This window comes from Salibacterium sp. K-3 (assembly GCF_054052005.1).
This window is the reverse complement of record NZ_JBSVZE010000001.1, coordinates 914320-940568: the sequence shown is the minus strand read 5'-3', so window position 1 is coordinate 940568 and position 26249 is coordinate 914320. Positions and strand designations below refer to the sequence as shown.

Here is a 26249-nt window from a genome sequence, read left to right as displayed (position 1 = left end):
AAAACGTGCTGCTGTTCAAAGGAAAAGATTGCTTTTCATCAGCTGCCAAACTGCGCCGCCAGCTGACGGCTCTTTTGGTATTCCCTTTCACGGGAAACTTCGACTTCCATGCGGCGCTTCAGGCTGTTATTGTACTCAGCATAACCGATACCGTGGAACTGATGCATGGCTTTTTCCATTGTTTCATTCGTCGTAATGCTGTTCGCGTGGATAATAAATCCATCCTTTCTTTGTGTTTAACACATGATTTACTATACCACGCAGATTTTTTCTCAACAAAACCGTATATTTGTTAAATTTTCTAACAAATATCGTTCAGCCGGATTTCAGCCGGTTTCTTTCGAATAGACGGAAACATTCTTTATATTGCTCGCCCGTTCCTTTCAATCAGTGCTTCTTCTGATTGTCTGTATCCAGCTCCTGGATCGCTTCCCGGACGAGTGTAACGGCCTGGCTCATCGCAGCTCCTCCCCCGAAAGCAGCAGTGACGCCCAGTGTTTCCATCATTTCTTTTTCGGTGCATCCTTCATCGAGGCACCCCTTGGTATGGTAAATAATACAATACTCGTCCTGGGCATACACACTGAGAGCCAGAGCCATTCGTTGTTTTTCCTTTGCCTCCAGTTCGCCGGTTTTAAAGCAGGCTTCGGTAAAAGCATTATACCTCCGCGCAATATGGGGGATTTTTTCCTGAAAGATACCGATCCCTTCTTTATATTCCTGCAACGCCTGCTGAATAAATGAAGACGGCTGCTGTTCCTGAGCCTGAGCTTGATCCTGTTGCTGTTGCTGTTGCTGTTGCTGCATGCCGAGGCCTCCCTTTCTTCCTTTTTTTGTAGTATGTAAAAAGCTGCCGATCTTTATTCCCGCTGCGAAAATGTCCATAAAAATACGGAAGCGGACATGTAACATAGAAATGATGATTCATATGGCCCTTATTCCGTTTTCATGGACTTGCTGCCGATTGCCTCTCCTGATTATGTCTGCTATTTGCTTATTATGGACAGTCGACCGCTGTAAATGTCGGTATCATATAGAAAAAACCCGGCAGAGAGCCGGGTTTTTTCTTATTCAGCCGCTGGAATGACAGCGCCGTCGTATTCTTCTTCGATAAACTGCTTGGTTTCGTCAGACTGCAGCACGTCAACGAGGGTCTGTATGTCTTCATTGTCTTCATCTTCACTGCGTACAGCTACAATATTGACGTAAGGATTATCTTCGGCACTTTCAAGCGCAACCGCATCATCAACAGGGCTTAATCCGGCGTCAATGGCGTAGTTGGAATTGATCAAAACAGCGTCGCCTTCTCCGTTCTGGTATGCCTGCGGAAGCATTGCCGCTTCGATATCCGCACGGAACTCAAAGTTGTTCGGATTCTCTTTAATATCATCAATCGTAGCATCGACTCCGGCATCTTCAGGAAGCGTGATTAACCCTTGCTCTTCAAGCATCTGTAAGATACGCCCGTGATCGGCAACAGAACTGCTCATGAGAATTTCCGCGCCTTCCGGAAGTTCATCGAGGCTGTCGTATTCCTGGGAATAGACACCGATCGGTTCAATATGAACACCGCCGATATTAGCGAAATCGTAGTTTTCATTCTCTTCCAGTTGTCCTTCGAAGTATGGAATGTGCTGAAAATAGTTGGCATCGAGCTCTCCCTGGGCCAGCGCCTTGTTCGGCAGCACGTAATCATTGAAGGTTTCTATTTCCAGTTCAATGTTTTCTTCATTCAGCTGATCTTTTGCAAATTCAAGGATTTCCGCATGCGGTACGTTGGTCGCCCCAACCGTAAGTGTCGTGCTTTCTTCTCCGGAAGCAGCTTCTTCACTTCCTTCCTCGGAACCGGAACCAGAAGATTCCTGTTCTTCCGAGCCGTTATCCTCCGTGCCGCAAGCTCCGAGCAGCAGAATCAAAGATGGAACAGCAATAAGCTGTGCTAGTTTTTTCATGTGTAACCCCTCCATATTATCGTTTATCTACTTTGTTCGTTATCCAGTCACCAATCATCTGGAAAATAAAAACGATGATTAAGACGGCGATGGTTGAAGCAAATGTTACATCGGGCTGCGTCCGCTGAAATCCTTCCCGGTAGGCAAGATCCCCCAGGCCTCCGGCACCGATCGCCCCTGCCATCGCTGTAAAACTGACGAGCGTGATGCCCGTTACCGTAATGCCGGAAACAAGAGCGGGCATCGACTCCGGCAGCAGCACTTTCATGATGATTCTTCCCTGTCCTGCACCCATAGACTGTGCTGCTTCAATAACACCTTTATCCACTTCGCGGAGGCCGATTTCGACCAGTCTCGCATAAAACGGAGCAGCTCCCATTACCAGAGCGGGCAGCGCCGCACTCGGCCCGAGAATGGTACCGAGAATCAGGTTGGTAAAAGGAATCAGAAGAATGAGCAGGATGATAAAAGGAATCGAGCGGAAAATATTGACGACGGCGGCAGTCACCGCGTGCACGACTTTATTTTCCCAAAAATTCCCTTTATCTGTAAGGTAAAGCAGCAGACCAAGAATGATGCCTAATATGAACGTCATGATGACGGCCGCAAGACTCATATAGATGGTCTCGAGCGAAGCAACCCAGATACTGTTCCACTCTACATTGGGAAATAGACGATTAATCATGCTGCAGCACCTCTGCTTCCACCCGGTGTTCCTTTAGAAAGCGGAGCGCTTCATCCATATGCTCCCTGTCTCCCTGAAGCTGGACAAATAATGTGCCGTAACTTCCGTGCCGGGTTTTGGACAGTTTGCCCTGCAGAATATTCACTCCCACCCCGCAGTGACGGATTAATTCCGTCATCACCGGCTGTTCCGCATCTTCACCGACAAATGTCAGTTTGACTACCGGGGCGCTTCCATCACCGGCAAGGTCGTAAACTGCATCCATCGTTTCTTCCGGCTCCGTGATCTGTTTGACGAACTCTTTTGTCATTTCTTCTTTCGGGTAGCGGAATACTTCGAGCACATCGCCCTGCTCCACGATTTTACCTTCTTCCATGACAGCGACACGGTGACAGATTTTGCGGATCACATGCATTTCATGAGTGATCAGAACAATCGTTAACCCGAGCTTTTTATTAATGTCCGTGAGAAGGTCAAGAATGGCGTCAGTCGTTTTTGGATCAAGCGCTGATGTAGCTTCGTCGCATAACAGCACTTTCGGGTTGTTCGCCAGCGCACGGGCAATCCCGACCCGCTGCTTCTGGCCGCCGCTGAGCTGGGAAGGGTAGGCATCCCCACGCCCGGAAAGTCCAACGAGATCAATCAGTTCCTCCACCCGGCTGTTTTTGTCCTGCTTCGACATTCCCGCAATTTCAAGCGGAAAGGCTATATTCTCTTTCACCGTGCGTGACCAGAGCAAATTGAAATGTTGAAAGATCATACTGATTTCCTGACGGGCTTTTCGAAGGTCGCCGCCCCGCAGCTCGGACATGTTTTTATCACCAACTGTCACATGCCCTTCTGTAGGTGTCTCCAGCATGTTCAATAACCTGATCAACGTGCTTTTGCCGGCGCCGCTATAGCCGATAACACCGAAAATTTCGCCCTCCTGAATGGAAAGATCGAGGGTATCGACAGCAGTTATATCCCGGGAAGGAGTACGGAAGATTTTTGATAATTGCTGTATCGTTATCATAAGTATCCCTCTTTGCTAATCCTGATTAAACTTATCAGAAAACTGAATAAATAACCCTATAAAAATCCGGATCAGCACGATCAGAACCGGATAAAATATACCTGCGGATGGTTAGAAACAAGGAAAATAGTAGCATGAATCAGCGAAGGTGTCAATACGAATGTTGACCTCCTCCTTCCATTTACCGTCCTCTTCCCATACTTACGTTTTGACTGCTCCTATGTACGATAAACGTCCCTATGACCTGTTCTATGTTACGTTTAAACGGCACCAGACCATGCAAAACGGTCTTATGAGCGGTTCATCCTTACGTTTTCGATATCCTGCCGCCGCTTTCCGTCCGTATGATGAAGAACCGTAAGTCGCAAGCCTAAACCGTGCACATCCTGTTCGGGCGTCGAATGGACCTGCGGTCTGCAGACCTTCGAGCCGGTTGCACCTAAACCCGTACTAATAAAAAGAAGCTGCCCCTTGTTGGAGCAGCCCTTATGTATTAATCTTCTCCGATCATTTCCTCGTACTGTTCCGCCGTCATCAGATTGTCCGTTTCAGCCATGTCAGCAGGTTCCACCACAATCATCCAGGCTTTTTCATACGGGGATTCATTCACATATTCCGGCGCATCTTCCAGCTCTTCATTGATTTCAACCACTTTTCCGCTGACCGGTGCATAAAGTTCGGATACCGTTTTTACCGATTCCACACTGCCGAATGGTTCATCGGTTTTCACCTCGTCACCGACTTCCGGAAGCTCGGCGAATACGATGTCCCCCAGTTCAGACTGGGCAAAATCAGTGATGCCGATACGGACCTTTCCATCCTCCACTTTCACCCATTCATGTTCCTGCGAATACTTCAATTCCTTAGGCACGCTCATGTGAAAACCTCCTTATACTGAATACTACTTCTTCCATACTTCCTCAAACTCCTCTTCCTTAAACCCAACCGTAACCTTCGTGCCATCTGTCACAATCGGTCGTTTCAGAAGCATACCGTCGGAAGCAAGAAGGTCAAGCAGCTCCTTTTCGTCTGCTGTCTTCATTTTATCTTTTATTCCGAGTTCACGATACTTCTTTCCACTTGTATTAAAAAATTTTTTCAGTGGAAGCCCGCTGTTTTCATAAAGCTTCTCCAGCTTCTGCCGGGACGGGGACTCTTCTACGATATGATATTCCTCGTAAGGTATATTGTTTTCATCAAGCCATTTTTTCGCTTTCCTGCACGTGCTGCAGGGCGGATATCCATAATAGGTGACCGTCATCTTTTTTCGCTCCTTTCTGTTTTCTTTGCCCTATAGTATACCGTAATTTTTATACATAACAACTCCCGCTCCTGCAAACAATACCGGCGAAACGATAAACACGAGAGAGGAGGAGAAAATAATGAGTCCCCAACAGCAGCCGCAGTCTTCGTCGACGAATGTAATGCCCCAGCCGCCGCAGACGGTGACGGTAAAAGACCACCTGTATCTGGAAGACATGATGAGCTGGAACTTAACTGCTGCCAAAAAAGCCGCTTTTTTCTCAAAACAGTGTACGGACATGGAAGTGAAGCAGGAGCTGGAGACGGTTGCCCGTATGCACGAAAGGCACTATCAGCAGCTTCTCACCCATATCCAGTCCGGATCTCAGCCTACAAACTAAAAAGGAGGGATAAAATGCCGTCATCCTCGAGCATTCAGAATCCGGAAACCCAAATTCCAAAAACGCCGGAAATGAACGACCGTGATTTTTTAAATGATGTGCTTTCCACAGAAAAATACATGACGTCTTCCTACGGCTATGCCATGAATGAGGCAAGCCACGAGGATCTTTACGACGATATAGCCATGATCGCTAACGAAACCCAGAACAGCCAGCGCACCCTTTTCAACCTGATGTTCAAAAAAGGGTGGTACAGTTTCAGCGCCGCAGATACAAACACACTCGACCAAGCGTATCAACAGTTCAACGGCTACAAAAATCAACTTCCATCGCAGGGAATGATGAATTAACAAGAAAGGAGCTGTCACAAAAGTGGCAGCTCCTTTATATGTATGTTCAATTTCTCTATTCCTTTATAGGGAAACAATTCAAACGTCTTTTTTATAAAAAAATAAAAATTCTCTATCCCTTGAGATATCTGATTTACAGATGTTCTTTCTTCGTGATATTATTAAAAGTTTTTATTATTATGTTTATTTCCAAATATAGATGGGTAAGAGTCAGACGGACTCGCCATTTCATAAACAGTGAAATAGGGAAAAGGAGTGATGGTGTAATGGCAGTCGATAAGTATCCTTCTAGAAAAGGGCAGGACGCTCGGATTATGGAACGGAAAGACCCTGTGGTTCACCGTAATTCTTCATTCTCGGATGGTCCTCTGGGCGAAAAGGATTTAAACGCCTTTGAGGAAAACGGCTATTTACTGTTTGAGAAATTGTTCAACGATGATGAGGTCTCCATCATGAAAAGTGAACTCCAGCGCACAATGGAGTACAATCAGAGCCGTGACGCCGATGATGTCATTAAGGAACCCGGAAGCAATGAAATACGTTCCGTCTTTGAAATCCATAAAGACAGCGGTTTCTTCCAGGCACTTTCCAAAAACGAACGGATTGTCAAGGCAGCCCAGCAGCTTCTCGGAAGCCAGGTCTACATTACACAGTCCCGGATAAATTTCAAACCAGGCTTTAAAGGTAAGGAGTTCTACTGGCATTCGGACTTTGAGACTTGGCACGAAGAAGACGGCATGCCGGATATGCGCGCAGTCAGCTGCTCGATTGTACTTACCGACAATTATGAATTCAACGGTCCGCTGATGCTGATCCCGGGATCCCAGAAATGGTTCGTCTCATGCCCGGGCTCTACACCAGAACAGAACTACAAGAATTCTTTAAAAAAACAGGAAACCGGTGTACCGGACAATGACAGCATGACCCGTCTTGTCGATCATGCAGACGGACGCATTGACCGGGCGACCGGTCCGGCAGGTTCCGTGCTTTTCTTTGACTGCAACACCATGCACGGATCCGCCGGCAACATTTCGCCTTATCCGCGCAGCAACGTATTTTTTGTTTTCAATTCAATTGAAAACAAGCTGCAGGAACCGTTCTCCGGGCAGGCGCCGCGCCCGGAATTTCTGGCAAACCGGGAAAACATCGAACCGATTCAGCCGAACAAAGACCGGCTTCAGAATTTCTCCCACCGCATCAAACGAAAATAATTTCAAAAAAGGAGCTGCCCCGGCTTTAGAGGGCAGCTCCTTTTTGATATGGAATAAAGCGTTTGGGGAAATACATTTCTGGGTAACGTTAGAACGAAATCACAGGAAAACGTAGAAAGGATTTCTATCATGAAACGAACCATCCTGCCGAATCGGATGCTCAAATTGGTTACGATGTCGAGAAGACAGTTCTGGTATGAGATCCGGGCAAATCTGTGGTTCAGTTCGATTCTGTACGCCGTCTTCGCAGCTGCCCTGGCTGTGTTATCTTACGGGCTCGATTTTGTTGTCGGCGTCCAAAACCACGTACCTGAACTGTTTGTGACAAACTATCAGCTCACCTATATTCTTGTCAGTACGCTGATCGGCGGAATCCTAACGTTAAACGCCTTTACATTCAACTCGATATTAGTCGTGCTGACGACCTTTTCCGGGCAGTTCTCCCCGCGGATGCTGCTCAGTTTTGTCTCGGACCGCAGGACCCAGCACGTCCTTGGTATCTTTAACGCCTGTTTTTTATATGTACTGACCGCTTTTTTTCTGATCAGTGAAGAAGGCAGCAGTGTCTATGTCGCCATCCCGTCGTTCACGGTGCTGGCAGCCCTCGTGACACTTGGTACGTTTGTTTTTTTCATCAACCATGCCGTGAAATGGATGCAGGTGCCAAACCTGACCAACTATATGAAAATAGAATCCAAACAGACGATTCTCCGGACGCTCTTAAAAGACCTGGAACCTTACCGGACAAAGGATCCATCCTATACGATGGATGAACTTCCCGATAAGGACAGCATCCTCAACTGTTCCAATGAAACCGGTTTTATTCAGATTTTCGATTACAAACGCCTGATCAAAGAGGCAAAAAAAGATGGAATTGTTATCCGCCTGGAAAGAAGAATCGGGGATTTCGTGACGGAAGGACTTCCCTTATTACGATATTGGAAAACCGAAGAGAAGGAATTAAATGAGGAAAAATACCGGAAGCTTGTTTATCTCGGTCCTAAAAAAACAGAAGTGCAGGACCTTGAATTCGGTGTTAACAAACTAACGGAAGTAGCTATCAAAGCCATCGGAAACGATGATCCGAATACAGCCAACAATGCCATTTATCAATTGACGGATCTGCTTGTTTCCATTTCGAAAGTAACGCGTTTCACCCCCTATTTGACAGACCGTCATAATCAGCTCCGGGTTATCATTAAAGAGGAATCGTTTGACTATTATTTGTACGCTGCTTTTTCGCAGATCAGCACCTATGCGGTGAAGGATCCGTTTTTAACCGTGAATATTCTGGAGGCATTAACTATTCTTTCGAAAACGATCGATGCGGAAAACCACCAGTGCTGCTGGGACTATGCTTCTGCCATCGCCAGCGGGTATGATGCCGGATTTTTCTACACCTACAACAGGCAGCGTTTCTTCGGCAGTCTGAAAGGGGTGGCCGAGGCGACAGGAAACGAAGAGGCTTATTACACGCTCGAAAAACAGCTCCGCGAAAAACTTCACAACGCCTTTCTTACGAACCCGGAAAACATAGATCAGCCGTGTTCATACGGCTGATCCCCCATCTCTGTTTTCTGTCCGTCCCGGTCTGAATCCCTGGTGAGAAGCATACCGTAAGACAAGGCAAAAACCATTCCTGTAAAACCAATAATCTGCAGGAAATGGCCTCCGGCCCCGCCATACTGGACGGAACTGATAAAAAAGAGCAGTACAAAAACCGTCAGCATAAGAAAAGCCCGGACTACAGGGATATCCAACATCAGTCCTCCCGGAATGGATAATATGATTCATCCTATGCTCCGGACTCTTCCATCATGCATGGATATTTACCGGTCTTTATTCAGATGACCGCCCTCTTTTTTCTCTGCGGCGTATCCAGAGCAGACCTGCCGCCAAAACAAAGACCACGGCCCCTAAGCTGACGGGAAACGATCCAGCCAGCACCAGCGACCCGATAACAAGCAGTACAAGTCCCGTCACTACTGTTACACCGGATTCCGGCCTACGCAGAAGCTGCGCCCCTGCGTAAAAAAGCAGCACCGCTGTCAGAACAGCAGCAATCGTCTTCAGGTCATCCCCCAGCAGCGCAAACAGTCCGACTACCGCAAGAAGCGCTATAATAATATTGTTTCTCCTGCCATACATCATCTGCGACCCGCAACCTTTTTCTCTTATTGACTGTTCCATCTATCTGTAACCGTAACATACATAAACGCCTGCCGCTCTGCCCTGTGATGAAATTTTTTCACCGTTCTAATCAGATATAATTGATACTCTGTCCCACTCCTAGTATCATTAATAATAGGTTTATCTTCATGAGCTTCGAACAGCACCAGTCTATCTATTCATTTTATTACACCATCCTGGAAGGAATGAGAAACATGGAAGACAATAAAGACCTCCGTATCCGCAGTAAAGTAATCAGTGACGATCCCAACCGGGCTCCGAACCGAGCTATGCTCCGCGCCGTAGGTTTTGAAGATGAAGATTTTCAAAAACCGATGGTCGGCGTAGCCAGTACATGGACGGAAGTAACGCCATGCAATATACATATTGACGAGCTGGCGCGTTCAGCAAAAACAGGAGCATCCGACAGCGGCGCCGCCCCGTTGATATTTAATACGATTTCTGTTTCCGATGGTATCTCTATGGGACATGATGGCATGAATTATTCGCTGCCGAGCCGTGACATTATCGCGGATTCCATCGAAGCGGTCACCGGTGCGGAACGTCTTGACGGATTTGTAGCCATCGGTGCCTGCGATAAGACCACACCAGGCTGCCTGATTTCCATCGGGCGGATGAACCTTCCTTCCGTTTATGTATACGGGGGCACGATTCAACCCGGCAAACTCGACGGTAAAGACATCGACCTTGTCTCTTCGTTTGAAGCCGTCGGCCAGTATCAACAGGGAACGATTGATGAAAAGCAGCTTCACCGGGTGGAGTGCAACGCCTGTCCCGGCGCCGGAGCCTGCGGCGGCATGTATACCGCCAACACGATGGCAGCAGCGGTGGAAGCTCTCGGCATGAGTATCCCCGGGTCTTCTTCCACACCGGCCATTTATGATTACAAGAAGGAAGAATGCCGCCAGGCCGGCGCCATGATTACCAACCTTCTTAAAGAAGAAATTTATCCACGCGATATCATGACCAAAGAAGCGTTTGAAAATGCAATCACCGTTGTGATGGCGCTCGGCGGTTCCACCAACGCATTTCTGCACCTTATCGCGATCGCCCGTTCCGCTGATGTCGACCTGACGTATGACGATTTCGAACGCATCCGCAAAAACGTGCCGCATATCGCTGACCTAAAACCGAGCGGCCAGTATGTCATGCAGGATCTGTATGAAGCAGGCGGTGTACCGGCCGTGCTGAAAATGCTGCTTCAGGAAGGACTGCTTCACGGAGACTGCCTCACCGTTACCGGTAAAACGCTCGCGGAAAACCTCGAAGATGCACCGGAACTGAAAGAAGGCCAGGACGTCATCAAACCGCTGCACGATCCGATCAAAGAGCAGGGTCCTCTTGTCGTGCTGAAAGGAAACCTTGCTCCGGACGGCGCCGTGGCAAAAATGTCAGGCCAGAAAATCAGCCGTTTTGAGGGGCCGGCAAAAGTATACGATAGTGAATCTGAAACGACAAAAGCCATTGAAGCAGGTGAAATCCAGGAAGGGGACGTGCTCGTCATCCGTAACGTCGGACCAAAAGGCGGACCGGGCATGCCGGAAATGCTTTCCATCACAGCCATGATTGTCGGACGGGGTCTGGGCGGAAAAGTCGCTCTTATTACCGACGGCCGCTTCTCCGGCGGATCCCATGGTTTTGTCATCGGGCATCTTGCGCCGGAAGCAGCTGCCGGCGGGCCGGTCTCCCTGCTTGAGACGGGAGACAAGATAACGATCGACAGTGAAACACAGGAAATCAATTTTGACGTTACCGACGAAGAGCTGGATAAACGTGCGCAAGGCAAAAAGCCTTTCGAACCACGCTACAAAACCGGCGCACTCGCAAAGTACTCTAAGCTCGTCTCCTCCAGCGCCAAAGGCGCCGTCACCGACGAGAATTTATTCTAGAAAAAAATAGTCTCTCAAGTAGAAAAAACGCTTGCGGATTGTCATTTTTGATAATCCGCAGGCGTTTCTTTTATCCATTTAGGGTTACGTAAACAGACGGAAACTGGTTTTAGTATCTGTCAGGCAGGGCCTTGCGGACACTAAGGCGCTGATACGAGGTGATAATGGTTTCTTGAGGGGACCGGAAACCACTAAACCAGCGGTCCGGTGTTATAGTGTCTCCTTAAACACTTCTTATGGACACTAATAGCTTCACTTCAGTATTTTATGTCCGCTGAACCGGTCCGACTTACGCAGCCGGAAACTGCAGATGAATCCTGATAGACCAACACTAACGTTCCAACATCTAAAAAGAGCCCTCAATGATAAGGGCTCTTTTCCTATAGGGGGGCTTTCCCCTTCTCTTGCCCCGAGATGGTTTTATTCCAGAGCCTCTGATGCCTGCTCGGCCATGGCCGGCACAGACTGAAGGCCTCCTCCGGAAATGTACCAGTACTCTGGGTTAAGATAGATGATATTGTCGTTTTCGTACGCCGATGTGCGCTCGGTCAGCTCATTTTCGATGACTTCCTCGGCCGTCGTGTCTCCTCCGACAACAGCACCCCGGTCAATGACAAACAGGTAATCCGGGTCTTCTTCCTTCACGTATTCAAAGGAAACACTCTGACCGTGGGTGGACGCTTCTATATTTTCATCCGCCTGCGGAAAACCAAATTCGTCGTGGATGACACCAAACCGGGAGCCCGCCCCGTATGCACTGAGTTCCCCGTTGTTGGCAAGTACGACAAGGGCTTCCCCATCGAGGGAGGACGCTTCCTCTTCCAGGGATTCCACCTCTTCCTCAATGGAAGCAAGTTCTTCCTCCACCTGGTCTTCCTTGCCGAATATCTCACCCAGCGTTTGTGCATTGGAGGCAAAGGAGTTCCAGTAATCTTCGGTGTCCACCTGCATGTATATGGTCGGCGCAATCTCACTCAGTTCCTCATAGGCGCCGGACTGTCTTCCCGAAATGATAATGAGCCCGGGCTCCATGGCCGCAATTTTTTCAAAATCCGGCTCTTTGATTCCGCCGGCATTTTCGTATTCAGAACTGTCATACTGGCTCAAATATTCCGGTACGTTCACCTTCGGAACACCAGCTACATCCACTCCAAGTGTATCCAGGGTATCCAGGCTGCCGAAGTCAAAAACAACCACGTCCTCCGGATTTTTCGGAACCGTCGTTTCCCCCAGCTCGTGGGAAACAGTCACTTCTTCGGTTTCTGTACTTTCTTCTTCCGTCGTTTCTTCAGCCGCGCTGTCACCGGATGCATCTGCCGTTTCACCGCCGGAAGCTTCCCCGCTGTCTTCCGATCCGCAAGCAGTCATCCCCAGAACAAGCATTCCTCCTGCCATCATCAATTTCCATTTGTTCATCATTGGTATGATTCCTCCCTTTATAAATATAAAATGTGGTCCGGTATGCGTTACGGCAACGTTCTCTCTGCCCCCCCTTTTGTGTTTAAAAGTAAACACAGATTTTCTGCTGGTTGACATGCTGAATCGTCATATCCAGCTCATAGATATCCCGCAATACCTCGCGATTGATCATTTCATCGGTGGTGCCTTCCTTATACACCCTTCCATCTTTCATCGCGACGATATAGTCGGAATAACAGGACGCAAAATTTATGTCATGAATAACAAGGACCACCGTTTTACCGAGGTCATCGACCAGTTGGCGCAGTACTTTCATGATCTGGACGGAGTGTTTCATGTCCAGGTTGTTGAGCGGCTCGTCAAGCAGAATATAGTCGGTATTCTGGGCGATCACCATGGCGATAAACGCGCGCTGGCGCTGTCCTCCGCTTAACTGATCCAGAAATTTATCCTGCATCTCTTCGAGTTCCATATACGTAATGGCTTCGTTTACATAGGTCCAGTCCTCTTCGGTCAGCCTTCCCTGCGAATACGGAAACCGGCCGAATGTGATGAGTTCTTTCACCGTCAGGCGGACATTCATATAATTGGACTGTTTCAGGATCGCAATCCGCTTGGCGAGCTCTCTCGACGACGTTTCGGAAACATCTTCCTGATCCAGAAGCACTTCTCCGCTGTCTCTTGCGATCAGTCGGCTCACCATGGACATCAGGGTACTCTTGCCGGCTCCATTCGGACCGATAAAGGTGGTGATTTTCCCAGGTTCGATTTCCGCCGATACATCGTTGACTACTGTCTGGTTTCCGTATGTTTTAAATAAACGTTTTACATTTACCATTTTCTATTCTCCTTTAGCAGAAGGTATATAAAGTAGACGCCGCCGGTAAAATTGACAATGACACTTAACGTCGTGGAAAAGGCAAACACCCGCTCCACCAGCATCTGTCCCGCAACAAGCGCGATAATGCTGATCAATACCGCCGCTGTGATCAACGGCTTATGACGGTACGTTTTCATAAACTCATAGGCCACATTGGCAACAAGCAGTCCGAGAAACGTGATCGGTCCGACGAGTGCTGTAGCAATGGATATCAAAACGACGACAATCAGAAGGAGCCGTTTTACGACACGCTTGTATTCCACCCCGAGGTTAATGGCATGTTCTTTGCCGAGAGCGAGAACATCGAGATATTTCGCAACCGGGAGAAAATAAAAAAATACAAGCACCATTCCCCCACACGATAACAGCAGGAGTTCCGTCTGCACGTTGTTAAAGCTGGCAAACATCCGGTCCTGTACAATCAGAAACTCATTCGGGTCAATAAGCATCTGCATGAACGAAGAAATACTTTCAAAAAACGTGCCGAATACAAGCCCGATCAGAAGCAGAAAGTAAATGTTCCGCCCTTCGCCGCGGAATAGAAACTGGTACAAGAGTACGGCAAACAGCATCATCAACACGATGGATAGAAGAAAGTTGACATGCTTATTCGCGATCGTCAGCGTACCGGATCCATAGAAAAAGATAATGCCGGTCTGTGTCAGCATATAGAGAGAATCCATACCGATAATGCTCGGTGTCAAAATTCGGTTGTTCGTAAGCGTCTGAAAAATAATCGTCGAACATGCGATGGCCACACCGGTCAGGCTGATGGCGAACACTTTTTTGCCGCGGCTTTCCAGCACATAACTCCAGTTTCCTTCTACTCCCTGGAACATGAACAAAGCCAGGGAAACTGCAGCAAGCACGGCCAGCACGGACAGTTTGGCCTTATGACTCATAGGCTTTTCTCCTCAACAACAAATAAATAAAGATACCACTGCCGATCACCCCGACCGTCAGGCCGATCGATATTTCGTAAGGAAAGATAATGATTCGTCCGAGTATATCGCAGAACAATACGAAAACTGCGCCAAGCAGCGCTGTATGTGGAAGGTTTTTCCGTAAATTGTCCCCCTGAAAAATCGTAACGATATTGGGAATCACCAGTCCGAGAAAGGGAATCATGCCGGCGGTCAGGACGACAACGGAAGTTACAGCTGCTACGACAATAAGTCCGATGTTGACCACTTTCTGATAATCGAGGCCGAGATTCGTGGAAAAGTCCTCCCCCATTCCGGCAACCGTAAACTTATTTGCATAAGCATAGGCCAGAAGAAGCGCAGGGAGACTGATATAAATCAATTCATACTGGCCGCTGACAATCATCGAAAAATCCCCGTGCAGCCAGGAGGACATATTCTGGATCATATCGTTTTTGTAGGCAAAAAAAGTAGTGATGGAACCGATAATATTGCCAAACATCAAACCGACGAGCGGTATAAAAACCGTATCCCTGAATTTGATCCGCTCCAGAATCTTCATAAACAGAAACGTCCCCGCCAGTGCAAAAGCAAAAGAAATTCCGGCTTTTTCAAGCGGTGATGCATTGGTAAAAATCATCAGGGAAACAAGAATACCAAGCCTCGCGGAATCCATCGTTCCCGCCGTAGTCGGTGATACAAATTTGTTCCGGCTCAACTGCTGCATAATCATACCGCAGATGCTCATGCTCATCCCTGCGATCAGAATGCTTGCCAGCCTGGGCAGACGGCTGACTGCCAGGGTGTGGGCCTGGTCTTCCGTTAAATCAAACAGATCCAGCGGCGATATCGGTGTGACCCCGATAAAAACCGAAGCAAAGGACAGAATAAGCAGTGCTGCTGCCAAATAACTTTTTTTCATACAAGCCCCATACTTTCTCTACTCTTTCAATAAACTTTACATTATCTGCGCGTAGATTCTAACAATGATAATCATTATCAATTTAATTGATAACAGTTCTCATTCTACCATGTCTTTATGTATTGTCAATATCTTCTTCTCATCACTTTCTTTGGCTGGTTTGTTTTCATTGACATCACCGGGTGCGAAGCGTAAGATAAAACAAAAGTTTCCCTTAGGCAAAAAAATATGACGCATTCAAAATATAGGGAGTGGAGAACGATGGAGTATTTTATGTCCCTGCATCCTGTCATGCAGGCATTTCTCGGAACGTTGTTTACATGGGGGATGACGGCGTTCGGCGCCGGAGCCGTCTTTTTTTCGCGCGGAACCAATTACCGGCTCATGGACGGCATGCTGGCTTTTGCCGGAGGTGTGATGATTGCGGCCAGTTTCTGGTCCCTGCTTGCACCTGCCATCGATATGGCGGAACAAAGCATTCTGCCGGGGTATATTCCGGCTGTAACCGGGTTTTTACTGGGCGGGGCACTTCTGCTGCTTGTTGATAAGGTCCTCCCGGCCATCCATCCGGACCGGTATTTTACCGAAATTAAAAATGTGCGGGCAAAGCACCGTACCGCCCTGCTTGTTTTTTCCATGACGTTGCATAATATACCGGAAGGGCTGGCGATCGGGGTGGCTTTCGGTGCGCTGGCAGCGGAATTGGCAAATGCGTCCGTCGGAAGTGCAATTGCCCTTGCCCTCGGTATCGGAATACAGAACTTCCCGGAAGGCATGGCAGTATCGATGCCGCTTCGCCGCGAAGGCATGTCCAAGTGGAAAAGTTTTATGTACGGCCAGTTTTCCGGTATGGTGGAGCCGATTTCCGCGGTCATCGGTGCTTTCGCCATTATTTTGATAGATCCGATTCTGCCGTATGCCCTAAGTTTTGCTGCAGGTGCGATGATTTTTGTCGTCGCCAAGGAAATCATTCCCGGATCCCAGGAGCGCGGCTATGTACAGTTTTCGTCCATCTGTCTCATGTTCGGCTTCGCCGTGATGATGACCCTTGATGTTGCCCTTGGGTGATGCAGGATAAAACACGCCCCCGCCTATCCATATGGCAGGCGGGGACGTGTTTTTTTTTGGCAGAAATATACTTGTCGCTGCGGTGCTTCGAGTGAGGTTCCGGTTCCGGCTGCGTCCACTAACTGTTTGAAATCGGGAATCAGTATCCTTAAAACATGATCCGGGGTAGACTAAGGTGCTGAAATCGATTGTTAGTGGTTTCATGAAGGTGTCCGAGGACACTAACTTCCCAAATCAGTACCGTAGTGTCCACCAAAACAGTATCCGCGCCCACAATCGCGCTATTTCAGACAGATAGTGTACACCGCTCGCTGCACAAAGCCCTCCCATTCTCTATTTTCTTAATACGGATCCGAGACATGCCCGGATTTTTCCGCTTCCAAAACGGCTTCTTCGCTTTCATCGGTCGCAATCGGACCGCTGCTTCCGCCCTTGTCCGCCATTTTCAATCCTTCGGCCACCCGTCTGCCGTACTCTTCGTCACATTCATGAAACAGGGAAATCATCTGTTCCTGAATGTCGCTGTGACAGGTTTTTAACGTAGTAACGAGGTTGTTGATCAGATCGTTTCGTTCCCAGTCGCTGAGACGGCGGTACGTTTCGCCGGCCTGGCCGAAGTTGTTTGTCCGTTCAATCGACTCCCGCTTCAGGTTGCCGGACGCATAGGGCTCATGCTCCGTTCCCGGATTTTTCTGCTCCTTCAGCCCTTCGATCAGCGATGGTTCATAGTTAATATGGGGGTTGCGGTCTCCGGCATAATCGGTCCGGTAATCCATCTGCCCTTTCTGCTGGTTCGTGATCGTTTCCTTGTCCGGGTTGTTGATCGGCAGCTGCAGGTAGTTACTGCCTACCCGGTACCGCTGTGTATCGGAATAGGAAAACGTGCGTCCCTGCAGGAGCTTGTCATCAGAAAAATCAAGCCCGTCGACGAGAACCCCTGTGCCGAAAGCGGCCTGCTCCACTTCTGCAAAATAATTGTCCGGATTTTTGTTCAATACCATTTTTCCGACCGGAAGCCATGGGAACTTATCTTTGTACCAGAGCTTCGTCGGATCGAGCGGATCGAAATCCAGCTCGTCGTGTTCTTCATCACTCATAATCTGCACATACAGTTCCCACTCCGGATAGTCTCCGTTATCAATCGCTTCAAACAGGTCCTGGGTAGCATGATTGAAATTCTTTCCCTGAATGCTGTCTGCTTCGTCCTGCGTCAGATTTTTGATTCCCTGTACCGGCTCCCAGTGGTACTTCACGAGGACGGACTCCCCGTCCGCGTTCACCCATTTGTACGTATTTACGCCGGATCCCTGCATGTGGCGGTACCCTGCCGGAATGCCCCAAGGTGAAAATAAAAACGTAATCATGTGCATCGCTTCCGGAGACTGTGAGATAAAATCAAAGATCCGCTCCCCGTCCTGAATGTTTGTCACTGGATCAGGCTGAAAGGCGTGAACAAAGTCGGGAAACTTGATCGGATCCCGGATGAAAAAAATCTTCAGGTTGTTGCCGACGAGATCCCATATCCCGTCTTCGGTGTAGAATTTCACCGCAAACCCGCGTGGGTCCCGCAGCGTTTCCGGCGAATGCTTTCCATGGTTCACCGTTGAAAAACGCACAAACACAGGGGTCTGCTTTCCTTTCTCCTGGAACACCTTCGCCCTCGTATAGTTGGATGCCGGTTCCGTTCCAACCGTTCCGTAGGATTCAAAATATCCGTGCGCTCCCGCTCCGCGGGCGTGCACGATCCGCTCCGGGATTTTCTCCCTGTCAAAATGGCTGATCTTTTCGAGAAAATCATAGTTTTCAAGCGTCATCGGACCCCGGTTCCCAACGGTCCGCGTATTCTGATTGTCCGTGACAGGGTGCCCCTGCCGGTTGGTCAGCGCCTCTTTCGTTTCATTTTGATACTTGTTTTTATCATACATCGTATTTACCGCCTCCCTCTTTTCTTCATTATTGCCAGGAAGCGCAAGATTATGACAGAGGAAAGAGGGAAAAATGAAGAGACCAAAAACGGTGCTCCCTGCTCACTATTACAGCCATTATACGGTGGAATGTGTTCGTAAAACCAAGATAACAGACACTTTTGGCTTGAAAGGTGTCCAGTATAAAATTTTACTGAACATTTCAATAGAAAATATAAGACAAAATGGTTTGAAACCATTTTTTACAGCCACTCTTCCGGCCATTTTGTCTATAAACCCCATTCCTAGTCATGACGGCCAAAAATATCCCGGATGCCGCTTAAGCATCCGGGATATAGATCTTATGATTTGAAAATACGGTCGATCTCGGCCGTTTCTTCTTCGGTGAGTGACACATCGACGGTTTTCAGGTTGTCTATCACCTGCTCGGGGCGTTTCGCGCCGGGGATTACAGCATCTACCGCGCCGCGTGTTAAATACCAGGCGAGAACAACATGAGCAGTGCCGGCTCCTTTTTTCTCTGCGATCCGGCGTACCTGATTGACTTTTTCCAGGTTCTCTTTATACGTTTCTCCCTGGAACATCGGGCTGCCGGCACGGATGTCGTCCGCGGCGAATGTTGTGTTCTCATCATATTTACCCGCAAGAAGGCCGGAAGCGAGCGGGAAATACGGAATAAACGTGATGCCGCGTTCCTGCACGAGCGGAAGCATATCCTGCTCGGCTCCGCGTTTAAACAGGTTATATTCCGACTGTATCACATCCACGTATCCATCCTGATCCGCGTCTTTCAACTGCTCGACGGAGAAATTGGACACCCCGATAGAGCGGATTTTCCCTTCTTCCCGTAACCGCTGCAGGGCTCCGACGGCCTCCGCTTTCGGCGTGTCTTCATCAGGAAAATGAATATAAAAAAGATCCACATAATCCGTCTGCAGCCTCTTCAGGCTGTCTTCCACCGTCTGCTTCAAAAAGTCCGGATGGTTGCTCACAACCATGTCCCCATTTTTGAATGTATGGGCGGCTTTCGTGGCGACAACTGCATCATGCCGGGTCCCACGCTCTTTTAACGCTTCGCCGATCAGTTCTTCGGATCGTCCCATGCCGTACATATAAGCCGTATCCAGAAAGTTCATGCCATAGTCGAGGGCGTTTTTAATCACCTGTTTTCCCTGTTCTTCATCCAGATCCGGGTAAATATTATGGCCGCCAACCGCATTGGTACCGACGCCGATGGGATGAACCGTGACGTCGGAACGACCAAGGACCGCTTCCTTTTTCATATCGATCCTCCTTTTCTGTCTACGTCGTTGGTTCACTGACTTTAACGAGCTGTTTGCCGAGGTTTTCCCCGGTAAAAAGGCCTAAAAAGGCGTCCGGCACGTTTTCAAATCCTTCCACGATCGTTTCTTCGTACTTCAGCTTCCCTTCCGACAGCCATGCCGCCAGCTTTTCGCTTCCTTCCTGAAAACGGGAAGCGTAATCACCGACGATAAAGCCCTGAATCAAGGCACGGCTTTTGACCAAAACAGGCTGTACTCTCGGCCCTGTATCCTCTTCCGTCTTGTTATAGGAAGAAATCGCGCCGCAGACCGGAATCCGCGCGAAATCATTCAGCTGCGTCATAACAGCGTCTGACACCGGACCGCCGACGTTGTCAAAGTAGACATCCACTCCTTTAGGGCAGGCTTCAGCAAGAGCGGAGGGCAGGTCGGATACTTTATTGTAATTGACGGTTTCGTCAAAACGAAGCTCGTTCTTCAGGTAATCTGTCTTTTTGTCCGTGCCTGCAATTCCTACAACACGGGCGCCGCGGAGCTTTGCTATCTGTCCGGCAGCCATGCCGACCGCGCCTGCCGCCCCGGAAATGACCACCGTTTCGCCGGTTGCGGGCTTCCCGATATCAAGCATACCGAAATAAGCGGTCAGGCCGGTAAGACCAAGAATGCTTAAATAGGCGGAGAGGGGGGCCACGGTATCATCAATTTTGCGCACGGCAGCATCTTCAATCGTATTATAACGCCGCCATCCGAGCATTCCCATTACTTTATCGCCGGGTTCGAACAGGCTCGACTTGGATTCGAGCACTTCTCCGACTACGTTGCCGCTAATAACTTCATTCACTTCAAACGGGGCAACATAGGATTTGGCACTGCTCATTCGGCCGCGCATATACGGATCAACCGATAAGTATATTGTTTTCACAAGAACCTGGCCGTCCTGTAGTTCTTCGATTGGTTCTTCTTCATAGATAAACGTGTCGTGGGAAGGCATGCCTTCCGGGCGTTCCGCCAGCAGAATCTTTTCATTTGTTTCGGGCATGGTATCACATCTCCCTTTTGTAAATTCACTTCCACTCTTATCTTCTCTTACCAGATTCTATTTGTAAAATATTATGATTCCATAAAAGATAACCGGTAACAAACGATGTTTAGCAGCCAGGCTGCAGCTGAAAATGTCCACTACTTCCTGGTAGTGGACATTTTGTAAGGAGTGTGTATGAATTTGTCCAGTATTTTACGTTTCTGCCCATTTTAGAACCTTGAAAGCACCATTGTGTTTATAACCGACGGATAATAGACAGTCTACATTCAAACGTGTCCATAAAAATCCGCACAGACATGTCACCGGACTACGCTACACGCTGCTTAAGGCTGAGAAATAAATAAATGAATGAATTCCTGCCTGGTGCTGCAAGTAACCAGCTGCTGCACGAGGGATAAATCGTCAATGATGGAGCCGAGGCTTTTATATAGTGCCTGCAGATCGTTACTGCTGTTTTTTTCCACACTTAACAGACAGACAAGCTGCACACGTTTATCTTCCCACATGACCGGCTTCTCGAGCGTGCACACCGCGAGAAACGTCGTATCGGTCCGGGGGGTGATGGGATGCGGAACCGCAGTCAGGTTGCCGAAACTGGTCGGTGCCGCTTCTTCACGTTCGTACAGTTTTTCCAGAAAATCTTCGTCTGTGTATCCTTTCTCCATCAATTGTTCATGCAGAAAGTGCAGCACTTCATCCTTGGTGGAAAACCGCTGCTGCAGAAAGATCAGGTCTTCTTTCACATACTCAAACATGCTTCTTTGTTCATCCTGAAACACAGCATGTTCCACATTTTTCAAGTCGTCTCCGCCCAGGATCGTGTTCACCTGTATGACCGGAATGCCGATATCATCCGGAATCGGTATGGTGCTGATAAGAAAATCCAGCTCTTCAAGGGGGATTTGGGAAAGTTTATAATACTCCGTCGTACCGGACACTTCCAGTTTCGAGCCAAACCGGTCCCGCAGTTTATAGTAAATCAACTGGGCACTTCCTGCACCGGAAGCGCAGACAATCATGCACCGCCTCGGTCCTTTTTCCATCTTTTTGCGCTCCATAGCGGCTCCGATGTGAAGGGCAATATAGCCGGTTTCACTTTCTTCCATCTTCACATTCTCTTCGTGTTCCAGCACCATGCCGGCAATGACCGCCGCTTCAAATGCAGCCGGATAATTGGCTTTAATATCATCAAGCAGCGGATTGCGTATGTTCATGCCGTACCGGTATCGATTGACTGCCGGTTTCAAATGAAGACTCAAACCGATCATCAATTCCCGGTCGTGCCGGATGCCGAGGTCCAGTTTCTGTTCAATCGTCTCCAAAATCGCAGACGTAAGGTGCCACGCCCGCTCATCCATCAGGGATTCGATCCGTTCTTCGGTCATGTTCGTTTCGGAAATCATTTTCGTCCCAAGCAGATGCATGGCGATATAGGCAATTTCCACGTCAGGAAACGTGACCCCCAAAACCTGTTCCATCTTCTTTACTATTTTCTCCGCCACTTTGTATTCTTTCTGATCCATAATATCATCAAATTCTTTCCGGTACAGCGATATGTGATGCCCGGACTGTACGCGTTTATAGGTGATGGCGGCATGAATAAACAAATTGTTCAGCGCGATATCCGAGAGCGTGATGGCATGTTCCTTAATTTCTTCTACAATAATGTCCCATATGTCATTCAGATTCTCTTTCACAAGCCAGGGCAGCCGGCTGTTGAATAAATCGACTTCCGTTTTTGTGCTGCGGTCAAATACGTATTCGGACATGCAGAACCGTAGTTTCATCTCACTGCCGCTGACTTTCAGACCGTAATTCGGGCGGTTTTCCATCGTAATATCATACGACTGTAAAATCTCCCGCACATGGCGGATATCATTTTGGATGGTCGAGCGGCTGATGACAAGTTCCTCCGCCAGATCATCCAGCTTGAGATACGTTCCTGCCAAGAGCAGCCGTTTCATTAAATAGTGAACCCGCTCATCCGGCTCATCCGGTATGGAGTGATCGGGGACGTTCTTTTCCTGAAACACTTCTTCCAGATAGTGGCGGAATGTCTCTTCATCCTTGATCCGCAGTTCATACCCTCTGGCACGCAGCGACTGTATGAAAGCCCCATGACCTTCCAGAAGATCATTAAGCTGTTTGATATCATTTCTCGTCGTTCTTGTGGTGACTTCGTTTCTATGGGCGAGATACTGACTTGTCAATGGTGTATCGGCTGCCATAAATTCGCGGAGCAGTGCGGAGCAGCGTGCATTCATATCTTCCCTCCTTTCCTGTTTTTTCGAAAAAAGGCCCTGACCCCGGCTGTCAGCGCCTTCTTTTTTCTTAAAATCCGTTTTGTTCCGCCGTTTCTTTAAACCAGCCTGCACTCTTTTTCGCGGTTCTTTCTTTCGTCTCCAGGTCCACCGCAAAAAAGCCGTACCGGTTTTTGTAGGCGTTCATCCACGACCAGTTATCCATAAAGGACCATAAATGATAACCTTTTGCATTACAGCCTTCCTGAATCGCCTGATGCAGCCACTTCAGATGTCCTTTAATGAAATCGATTCTGTAATCATCCTGGATCTGACCGTTTTCCAGAAAACGTTCTTCATTCTGAACCCCCATGCCGTTTTCCGATATAAACGATTCTATATTCCCATAGTTTTCTTTTAAGTTTATCATTATATCATAGATGCCTTTTTCGTAAATCTCCCAGCCCCGGTACGGATTCATCTTCCGTCCCGGCATTTCATACATATCAAAAAACCAGTCCATCATGAAAGGGCCGTATGGATTCGGCAGGTGTTCTTTTGCTTTGACACGGCGGGGCTGATAATAGTTCACGCCGAGGATATCCGCTGTATGTTCCCGTATCAGGGTGCTGTCCCCTTTCTCCGTTTCCGGCAGCTGGCCGTGTTCTTCAAGGATATCGAGCAGTTCACGGGGGAATTCCCCTTTCACGGCTGGATCGAGAAAGCTTCGGTTAAAGAACAGATCCGCGATTCGGGATGCGCGAAGGTCGGCAGGATTTTCACTTCTAGGATAAGACGGCGTCAGGTTGAGAATGATTCCGATTTTTCCTTCCGGTATCGAAAAGCCCCGAAATGCCTGCACCGCTTTGGCGTGGGCAATGATCGTGTGGTAGGCCACCTGCACCGCCCGCTTAAAATCCACGACATTCGGATAGTGAAAATCGTACAGATATCCGCCTTCCACCGGAACAATCGGTTCATTAAACGTAAACCATGTCGACACCCGGTCCCCGAACCGCTCAAAACACTCTTTGGCAAACGCGGTAAAGGCGTCGGTCACATAACGATTTTCCCAGCCGCCTATCTTCTGCATCTCCATCGGCATATCAAAATGAAAAAGATTCACAAATGGCTCAATCCCCTGGGAAAGGAGCTCGTCTATCACGTTACTGTAAAAGGTCACCGCCTCTTCATTAACCGGGCCGTCCCCGTCCGGAATGAGACGCGACCAGGATATCGAAAACCGGAATGTGTTATGCCCGGTTTCTTTCATCCGCTGAATATCTTCTTTATATCGATGATAAAAATCAGAGGTCATTTCCGGACCGACACCTTCAAAAAAGCGGTCCGGCTCCCGGGAATACCAGTAATCCCATATGTTCCATCCTTTGCCGTCTTCAAAGGCAGCTCCTTCTATCTGGGTGGCGGACGTTGCGCTTCCCCACCAGAATCCTTCCGGAAAACGGTACTCAAGTGCCATTGTTCAATCCCTCCTGCTTATTTATTGCGGTAGATTTCGATAATTTCCACGGCCAGATCCCGTACGGTCATCGAGGTCATGAGATGATCCTGTGAATGGATCAACATCACATTCACAGGCGCATCTTCTCCATTTGCTTCCTGCTGAAGCAGTTTCGTCTGAAATTCGTGGGCTTTGCCAAGCTCTGTGCCGGCATCTTCAATCAGTTCGTCAGCCCGTTTGAAATCTGCCTTTTTCGCTTCCTGGATCGCTTCCATGGCACTGGATTTTCCGTTCCCTGCGTATAGTATAATCTGAAATGCTGTTTCGGTTATTTCTTCCATGATTGGTTTCCCTCCTGCGTTCCACCTTTTATTCTTTTGCTGCTGCGGCGTCCTCCTGCTGTTCGGACTCATAGTACTGTTTATCCATGATTTTCAGGAACGGCCACCATATGAAAAAGACAATAAACATGCTGACAAGCTGCATAACCGCGCCCTGCCATGCATTCCCGGTTGCCAGAAAACCGCTTAAGAGCGGGGGCGTCGTCCACGGTACAATCACACCGGCCGGTTTCGGCACCATTCCAGCCGCCATCGACAAGTACACCACCACTGCTACAACAACCGGTGCAAGCAGCCACGGAATGAGTACCAATGGATTCATGATAATCGGCAGACCGAAAATAATCGGTTCGTTCACGTTAAAGATACCGGCCGGGGCAGATACCCTTCCGACCTGCTTGATCTGACGGCTTCGACCGATCAGAAAAATACCGATGATGACCGCAAGTGTCATACCCGAACCGCCTATCCCGACGATAAACGTATCAATGAACTGCTTCGTCACAATATTGGGAAGTTCCTCTCCGGCCTGGAAAGCTTCAAGGTTCTGGTTGTTCAGCGTATACCAGATCGGGTCCAGCACCGAATTGACAAGAATCTGCCCGTGCAGTCCGAAAAACCAGAAAAGCTGAATCAACAGCACCGCCACAATCGTTGCCGGGAGACCGCCGCCAAGCGCTGTCAACGGCTCCTGGAGCACGGTGTAAATGAAGTTCTGAACGGTGTCAAACGGCGTCAAACTGAAAAGAATTCGGATGATAAGAAAAATAAACAACGTCACCGCGATTGGAATTAAGGCGCTGAACGAACGTGTTACCGCTCCCGGCACGCCGGCGGGCATTTTTATTGTCCAGTCCTTTTCTACGAAATACCGGTAGACTTCCGCCCCCAGAAAGGCGGCCAGAATACCGAGAAACAGCCCTTCTGCTCCAATGCTCGCCGTTGGAATCACACCGCTCGTTTCTTCAACGGTCTGAGGCGTGAGAATCAGAAATCCGGCCAGCGCTACAACACCGCCGTATATTCCCTCTCCTCCGGCGTGTTCCACTAATTTATACCCTATACCGATAATGACAAAAAGTCCCATGATGCTCAGCGTCGCAGCCGACGCCGGGTTCAGCGCATTCTGATAGGCCGCAAATGCTTCTTCACTGAGCAGCTGATCAAGAAACGGAAAATTTGCGATAACAACGAAAATAGATCCGAAAATAATTAATGGAAGAGCAACCAGAAATCCGTCACGAAGAGCAGTCAGGTGCCGGTTATTATTCAGTTTTTCAGCGATCGGCATCAAAATGCGTTCCAAAACGTCCATAAACTTACTGTTATTCACGAAACGTCCCCCCTGTTTCCTAGTTTATTTTTTTCCCAGCAGTTCCAGTGCTTTGTTCAATACAGCTTCGCCATCCACCCGTCCGTAAGCGACAGGATCAATGATATCGAGTGGAATACCGACTTTCTCCGCTATTTTGGAATATTTGTTTTTCATGAACCGCATCTGCGGTCCGATCAACAGCACGTCAGCCTGTTCCATTTCCGATTCCGCCTTATCCTGAGCTACTGCCCAGATATTGGCCTCGAGCCCCTCAGCTTCTGCCGCTTCCTCCATTTTGGAAACGAGCAGGCTCGTCGACATGCCGGCCGAACACGCCAGTAAAATATTTGTCATGATAAGTCCCTCCTCTTTCTGCTTTTCTTAAGCTGTGTTCAGTGTATGAAAATTCCGCTCTCGTGAAAACGCATACTTTTTCCGTTACAAAGCGGAAATCGATTAATGATGAGGGGACGCATTTTGTGAAAGATTTAACA

General features: G+C 48.5%; 28 protein-coding genes. 7 read left to right on the top strand and 21 right to left on the bottom strand.

Going from position 1 to position 26249, the window contains the following annotated elements; translation table 11 throughout:
• Positions 1-38 precede the first annotated feature (38 nt).
• The 7 genes from ACW9JV_RS04440 to ACW9JV_RS04410 form a co-directional block, all read right to left on the bottom strand.
• On the bottom strand, positions 39-179 hold the full coding sequence (locus ACW9JV_RS04440; RefSeq protein WP_457331759.1) for a hypothetical protein: 141 nt from the start codon (positions 177-179) through the stop codon (positions 39-41).
• 208 nt (positions 180-387) lie between these two features.
• On the bottom strand, positions 388-807 hold the full coding sequence (locus tag ACW9JV_RS04435) for a carboxymuconolactone decarboxylase family protein (RefSeq protein ID WP_457331757.1): 420 nt from the start codon (positions 805-807) through the stop codon (positions 388-390).
• Positions 808-1067: 260 nt separating this feature from the next.
• Positions 1068-1952: a MetQ/NlpA family ABC transporter substrate-binding protein gene (locus tag ACW9JV_RS04430; protein ID WP_457331755.1), complete on the bottom strand. Its 885-nt coding sequence runs from the start codon at positions 1950-1952 to the stop codon at positions 1068-1070.
• A gap of 16 nt (positions 1953-1968) precedes the next feature.
• Entirely contained in the window at positions 1969-2637 is a 669-nt protein-coding gene (locus tag ACW9JV_RS04425) for a methionine ABC transporter permease (protein WP_457331753.1), read from the bottom strand.
• Complete coding sequence (locus ACW9JV_RS04420) at positions 2630-3652, bottom strand: methionine ABC transporter ATP-binding protein (protein ID WP_457331751.1); 1023 nt, start codon at positions 3650-3652, stop codon at positions 2630-2632. Before ACW9JV_RS04420 ends, ACW9JV_RS04425 begins: the two co-directional genes overlap by 8 nt.
• A gap of 493 nt (positions 3653-4145) precedes the next feature.
• Positions 4146-4529 (bottom strand): glycine cleavage system protein GcvH, encoded by a 384-nt coding sequence (gene gcvH / locus ACW9JV_RS04415; RefSeq protein ID WP_457331749.1) that lies wholly within the window; start codon positions 4527-4529, stop codon positions 4146-4148.
• A 24-nt stretch (positions 4530-4553) separates the two neighbouring features.
• A complete protein-coding gene (locus ACW9JV_RS04410; RefSeq protein ID WP_457331747.1) occupies positions 4554-4913 on the bottom strand; it encodes an arsenate reductase family protein in 360 nt (119 codons plus the stop codon).
• A gap of 121 nt (positions 4914-5034) precedes the next feature.
• Between ACW9JV_RS04410 and ACW9JV_RS04405 the strand changes: the two genes are divergently transcribed.
• The 4 genes from ACW9JV_RS04405 (at position 5035) to ACW9JV_RS04390 (ending at position 8416) form a co-directional block, all read left to right on the top strand.
• Entirely contained in the window at positions 5035-5295 is a 261-nt protein-coding gene (locus tag ACW9JV_RS04405; RefSeq protein WP_457331745.1) for a hypothetical protein, read from the top strand.
• Positions 5296-5309: 14 nt separating this feature from the next.
• A complete protein-coding gene (locus tag ACW9JV_RS04400; protein WP_457331743.1) occupies positions 5310-5645 on the top strand; it encodes a spore coat protein in 336 nt (111 codons plus the stop codon).
• 266 nt (positions 5646-5911) lie between these two features.
• Positions 5912-6856, top strand: coding sequence for an ectoine hydroxylase (gene thpD / locus ACW9JV_RS04395; RefSeq protein WP_457331741.1), 945 nt, complete (start codon positions 5912-5914; stop codon positions 6854-6856).
• A gap of 129 nt (positions 6857-6985) precedes the next feature.
• A complete protein-coding gene (locus ACW9JV_RS04390; protein ID WP_457331739.1) occupies positions 6986-8416 on the top strand; it encodes a DUF2254 domain-containing protein in 1431 nt (476 codons plus the stop codon).
• On the opposite strand, the gene ACW9JV_RS04385 is transcribed toward ACW9JV_RS04390, so the two are convergent.
• Together ACW9JV_RS04385 and ACW9JV_RS04380 are read right to left on the bottom strand one after the other, a co-directional pair.
• Positions 8395-8616, bottom strand: coding sequence for a hypothetical protein (locus ACW9JV_RS04385; protein WP_457331737.1), 222 nt, complete (start codon positions 8614-8616; stop codon positions 8395-8397). The two genes, ACW9JV_RS04390 and ACW9JV_RS04385, sit on opposite strands and share 22 nt — an antisense overlap.
• Before the next feature lie 79 nt (positions 8617-8695).
• Entirely contained in the window at positions 8696-9046 is a 351-nt protein-coding gene (locus ACW9JV_RS04380; RefSeq protein ID WP_457331734.1) for a hypothetical protein, read from the bottom strand.
• A 194-nt stretch (positions 9047-9240) separates the two neighbouring features.
• On the opposite strand from ACW9JV_RS04380, the gene ilvD reads away from it, so the two are divergent.
• Positions 9241-10935: a dihydroxy-acid dehydratase gene (gene ilvD, locus ACW9JV_RS04375; protein WP_457334567.1), complete on the top strand. Its 1695-nt coding sequence runs from the start codon at positions 9241-9243 to the stop codon at positions 10933-10935.
• 420 nt (positions 10936-11355) lie between these two features.
• Here the strand turns inward: ilvD and ACW9JV_RS04370 are convergent, their stop codons facing one another.
• The 4 genes from ACW9JV_RS04370 to ACW9JV_RS04355 all read right to left on the bottom strand — a co-directional run bounded on the left by ACW9JV_RS04370 (position 11356) and on the right by ACW9JV_RS04355 (position 15079).
• A complete protein-coding gene (locus ACW9JV_RS04370; protein ID WP_457334565.1) occupies positions 11356-12351 on the bottom strand; it encodes a siderophore ABC transporter substrate-binding protein in 996 nt (331 codons plus the stop codon).
• Positions 12352-12436: 85 nt separating this feature from the next.
• Positions 12437-13192 (bottom strand): iron ABC transporter ATP-binding protein, encoded by a 756-nt coding sequence (locus tag ACW9JV_RS04365; protein WP_457331732.1) that lies wholly within the window; start codon positions 13190-13192, stop codon positions 12437-12439.
• Complete coding sequence (locus ACW9JV_RS04360; RefSeq protein WP_457331730.1) at positions 13186-14136, bottom strand: iron chelate uptake ABC transporter family permease subunit; 951 nt, start codon at positions 14134-14136, stop codon at positions 13186-13188. The genes ACW9JV_RS04365 and ACW9JV_RS04360 overlap by 7 nt, the downstream gene beginning before the upstream one ends.
• Positions 14126-15079 carry an ABC transporter permease gene (locus ACW9JV_RS04355; protein WP_457331728.1) on the bottom strand — a complete coding sequence of 318 codons (954 nt, stop codon included), beginning with the start codon at positions 15077-15079 and terminating at the stop codon, positions 14126-14128. The genes ACW9JV_RS04360 and ACW9JV_RS04355 overlap by 11 nt, the downstream gene beginning before the upstream one ends.
• 261 nt (positions 15080-15340) lie before the next feature.
• Between ACW9JV_RS04355 and ACW9JV_RS04350 the strand changes: the two genes are divergently transcribed.
• Complete coding sequence (locus tag ACW9JV_RS04350; protein WP_457331726.1) at positions 15341-16147, top strand: ZIP family metal transporter; 807 nt, start codon at positions 15341-15343, stop codon at positions 16145-16147.
• Positions 16148-16488: 341 nt separating this feature from the next.
• On the opposite strand, the gene ACW9JV_RS04345 is transcribed toward ACW9JV_RS04350, so the two are convergent.
• The gene (locus ACW9JV_RS04345) at positions 16489-18072 is read right to left on the bottom strand and encodes a catalase (protein ID WP_457331724.1); all 1584 of its coding nucleotides are present in this window, start codon (positions 18070-18072) and stop codon (positions 16489-16491) included.
• A 73-nt stretch (positions 18073-18145) separates the two neighbouring features.
• Between ACW9JV_RS04345 and ACW9JV_RS04340 the strand changes: the two genes are divergently transcribed.
• Positions 18146-18424, top strand: coding sequence for a hypothetical protein (locus ACW9JV_RS04340; protein ID WP_457331722.1), 279 nt, complete (start codon positions 18146-18148; stop codon positions 18422-18424).
• Here ACW9JV_RS04340 and ACW9JV_RS04335 read toward each other — a convergent pair.
• The 7 genes from ACW9JV_RS04335 to ACW9JV_RS04305 all read right to left on the bottom strand — a co-directional run bounded on the left by ACW9JV_RS04335 (position 18414) and on the right by ACW9JV_RS04305 (position 26109).
• Positions 18414-19355 (bottom strand): aldo/keto reductase, encoded by a 942-nt coding sequence (locus ACW9JV_RS04335; RefSeq protein WP_457331720.1) that lies wholly within the window; start codon positions 19353-19355, stop codon positions 18414-18416. The two genes, ACW9JV_RS04340 and ACW9JV_RS04335, sit on opposite strands and share 11 nt — an antisense overlap.
• 19 nt (positions 19356-19374) lie before the next feature.
• Positions 19375-20394, bottom strand: a complete 1020-nt coding sequence (locus tag ACW9JV_RS04330; RefSeq protein WP_457331718.1) for an NADP-dependent oxidoreductase — start codon at positions 20392-20394, stop codon at positions 19375-19377.
• Between the two features lie 326 nt (positions 20395-20720).
• Positions 20721-22661, bottom strand: a complete 1941-nt coding sequence (locus tag ACW9JV_RS04325; protein ID WP_457331716.1) for a BglG family transcription antiterminator — start codon at positions 22659-22661, stop codon at positions 20721-20723.
• 67 nt (positions 22662-22728) lie between these two features.
• Positions 22729-24117, bottom strand: a complete 1389-nt coding sequence (locus tag ACW9JV_RS04320; protein WP_457331714.1) for a glycoside hydrolase family 1 protein — start codon at positions 24115-24117, stop codon at positions 22729-22731.
• A gap of 17 nt (positions 24118-24134) precedes the next feature.
• Positions 24135-24440 carry a PTS lactose/cellobiose transporter subunit IIA gene (locus ACW9JV_RS04315; protein WP_457331712.1) on the bottom strand — a complete coding sequence of 102 codons (306 nt, stop codon included), beginning with the start codon at positions 24438-24440 and terminating at the stop codon, positions 24135-24137.
• A gap of 28 nt (positions 24441-24468) precedes the next feature.
• Positions 24469-25773 carry a PTS cellobiose transporter subunit IIC gene (gene celB / locus ACW9JV_RS04310; RefSeq protein ID WP_457331710.1) on the bottom strand — a complete coding sequence of 435 codons (1305 nt, stop codon included), beginning with the start codon at positions 25771-25773 and terminating at the stop codon, positions 24469-24471.
• Positions 25774-25797: 24 nt separating this feature from the next.
• Positions 25798-26109, bottom strand: coding sequence for a PTS sugar transporter subunit IIB (locus tag ACW9JV_RS04305; RefSeq protein WP_457331707.1), 312 nt, complete (start codon positions 26107-26109; stop codon positions 25798-25800).
• Positions 26110-26249 lie beyond the last annotated feature (140 nt).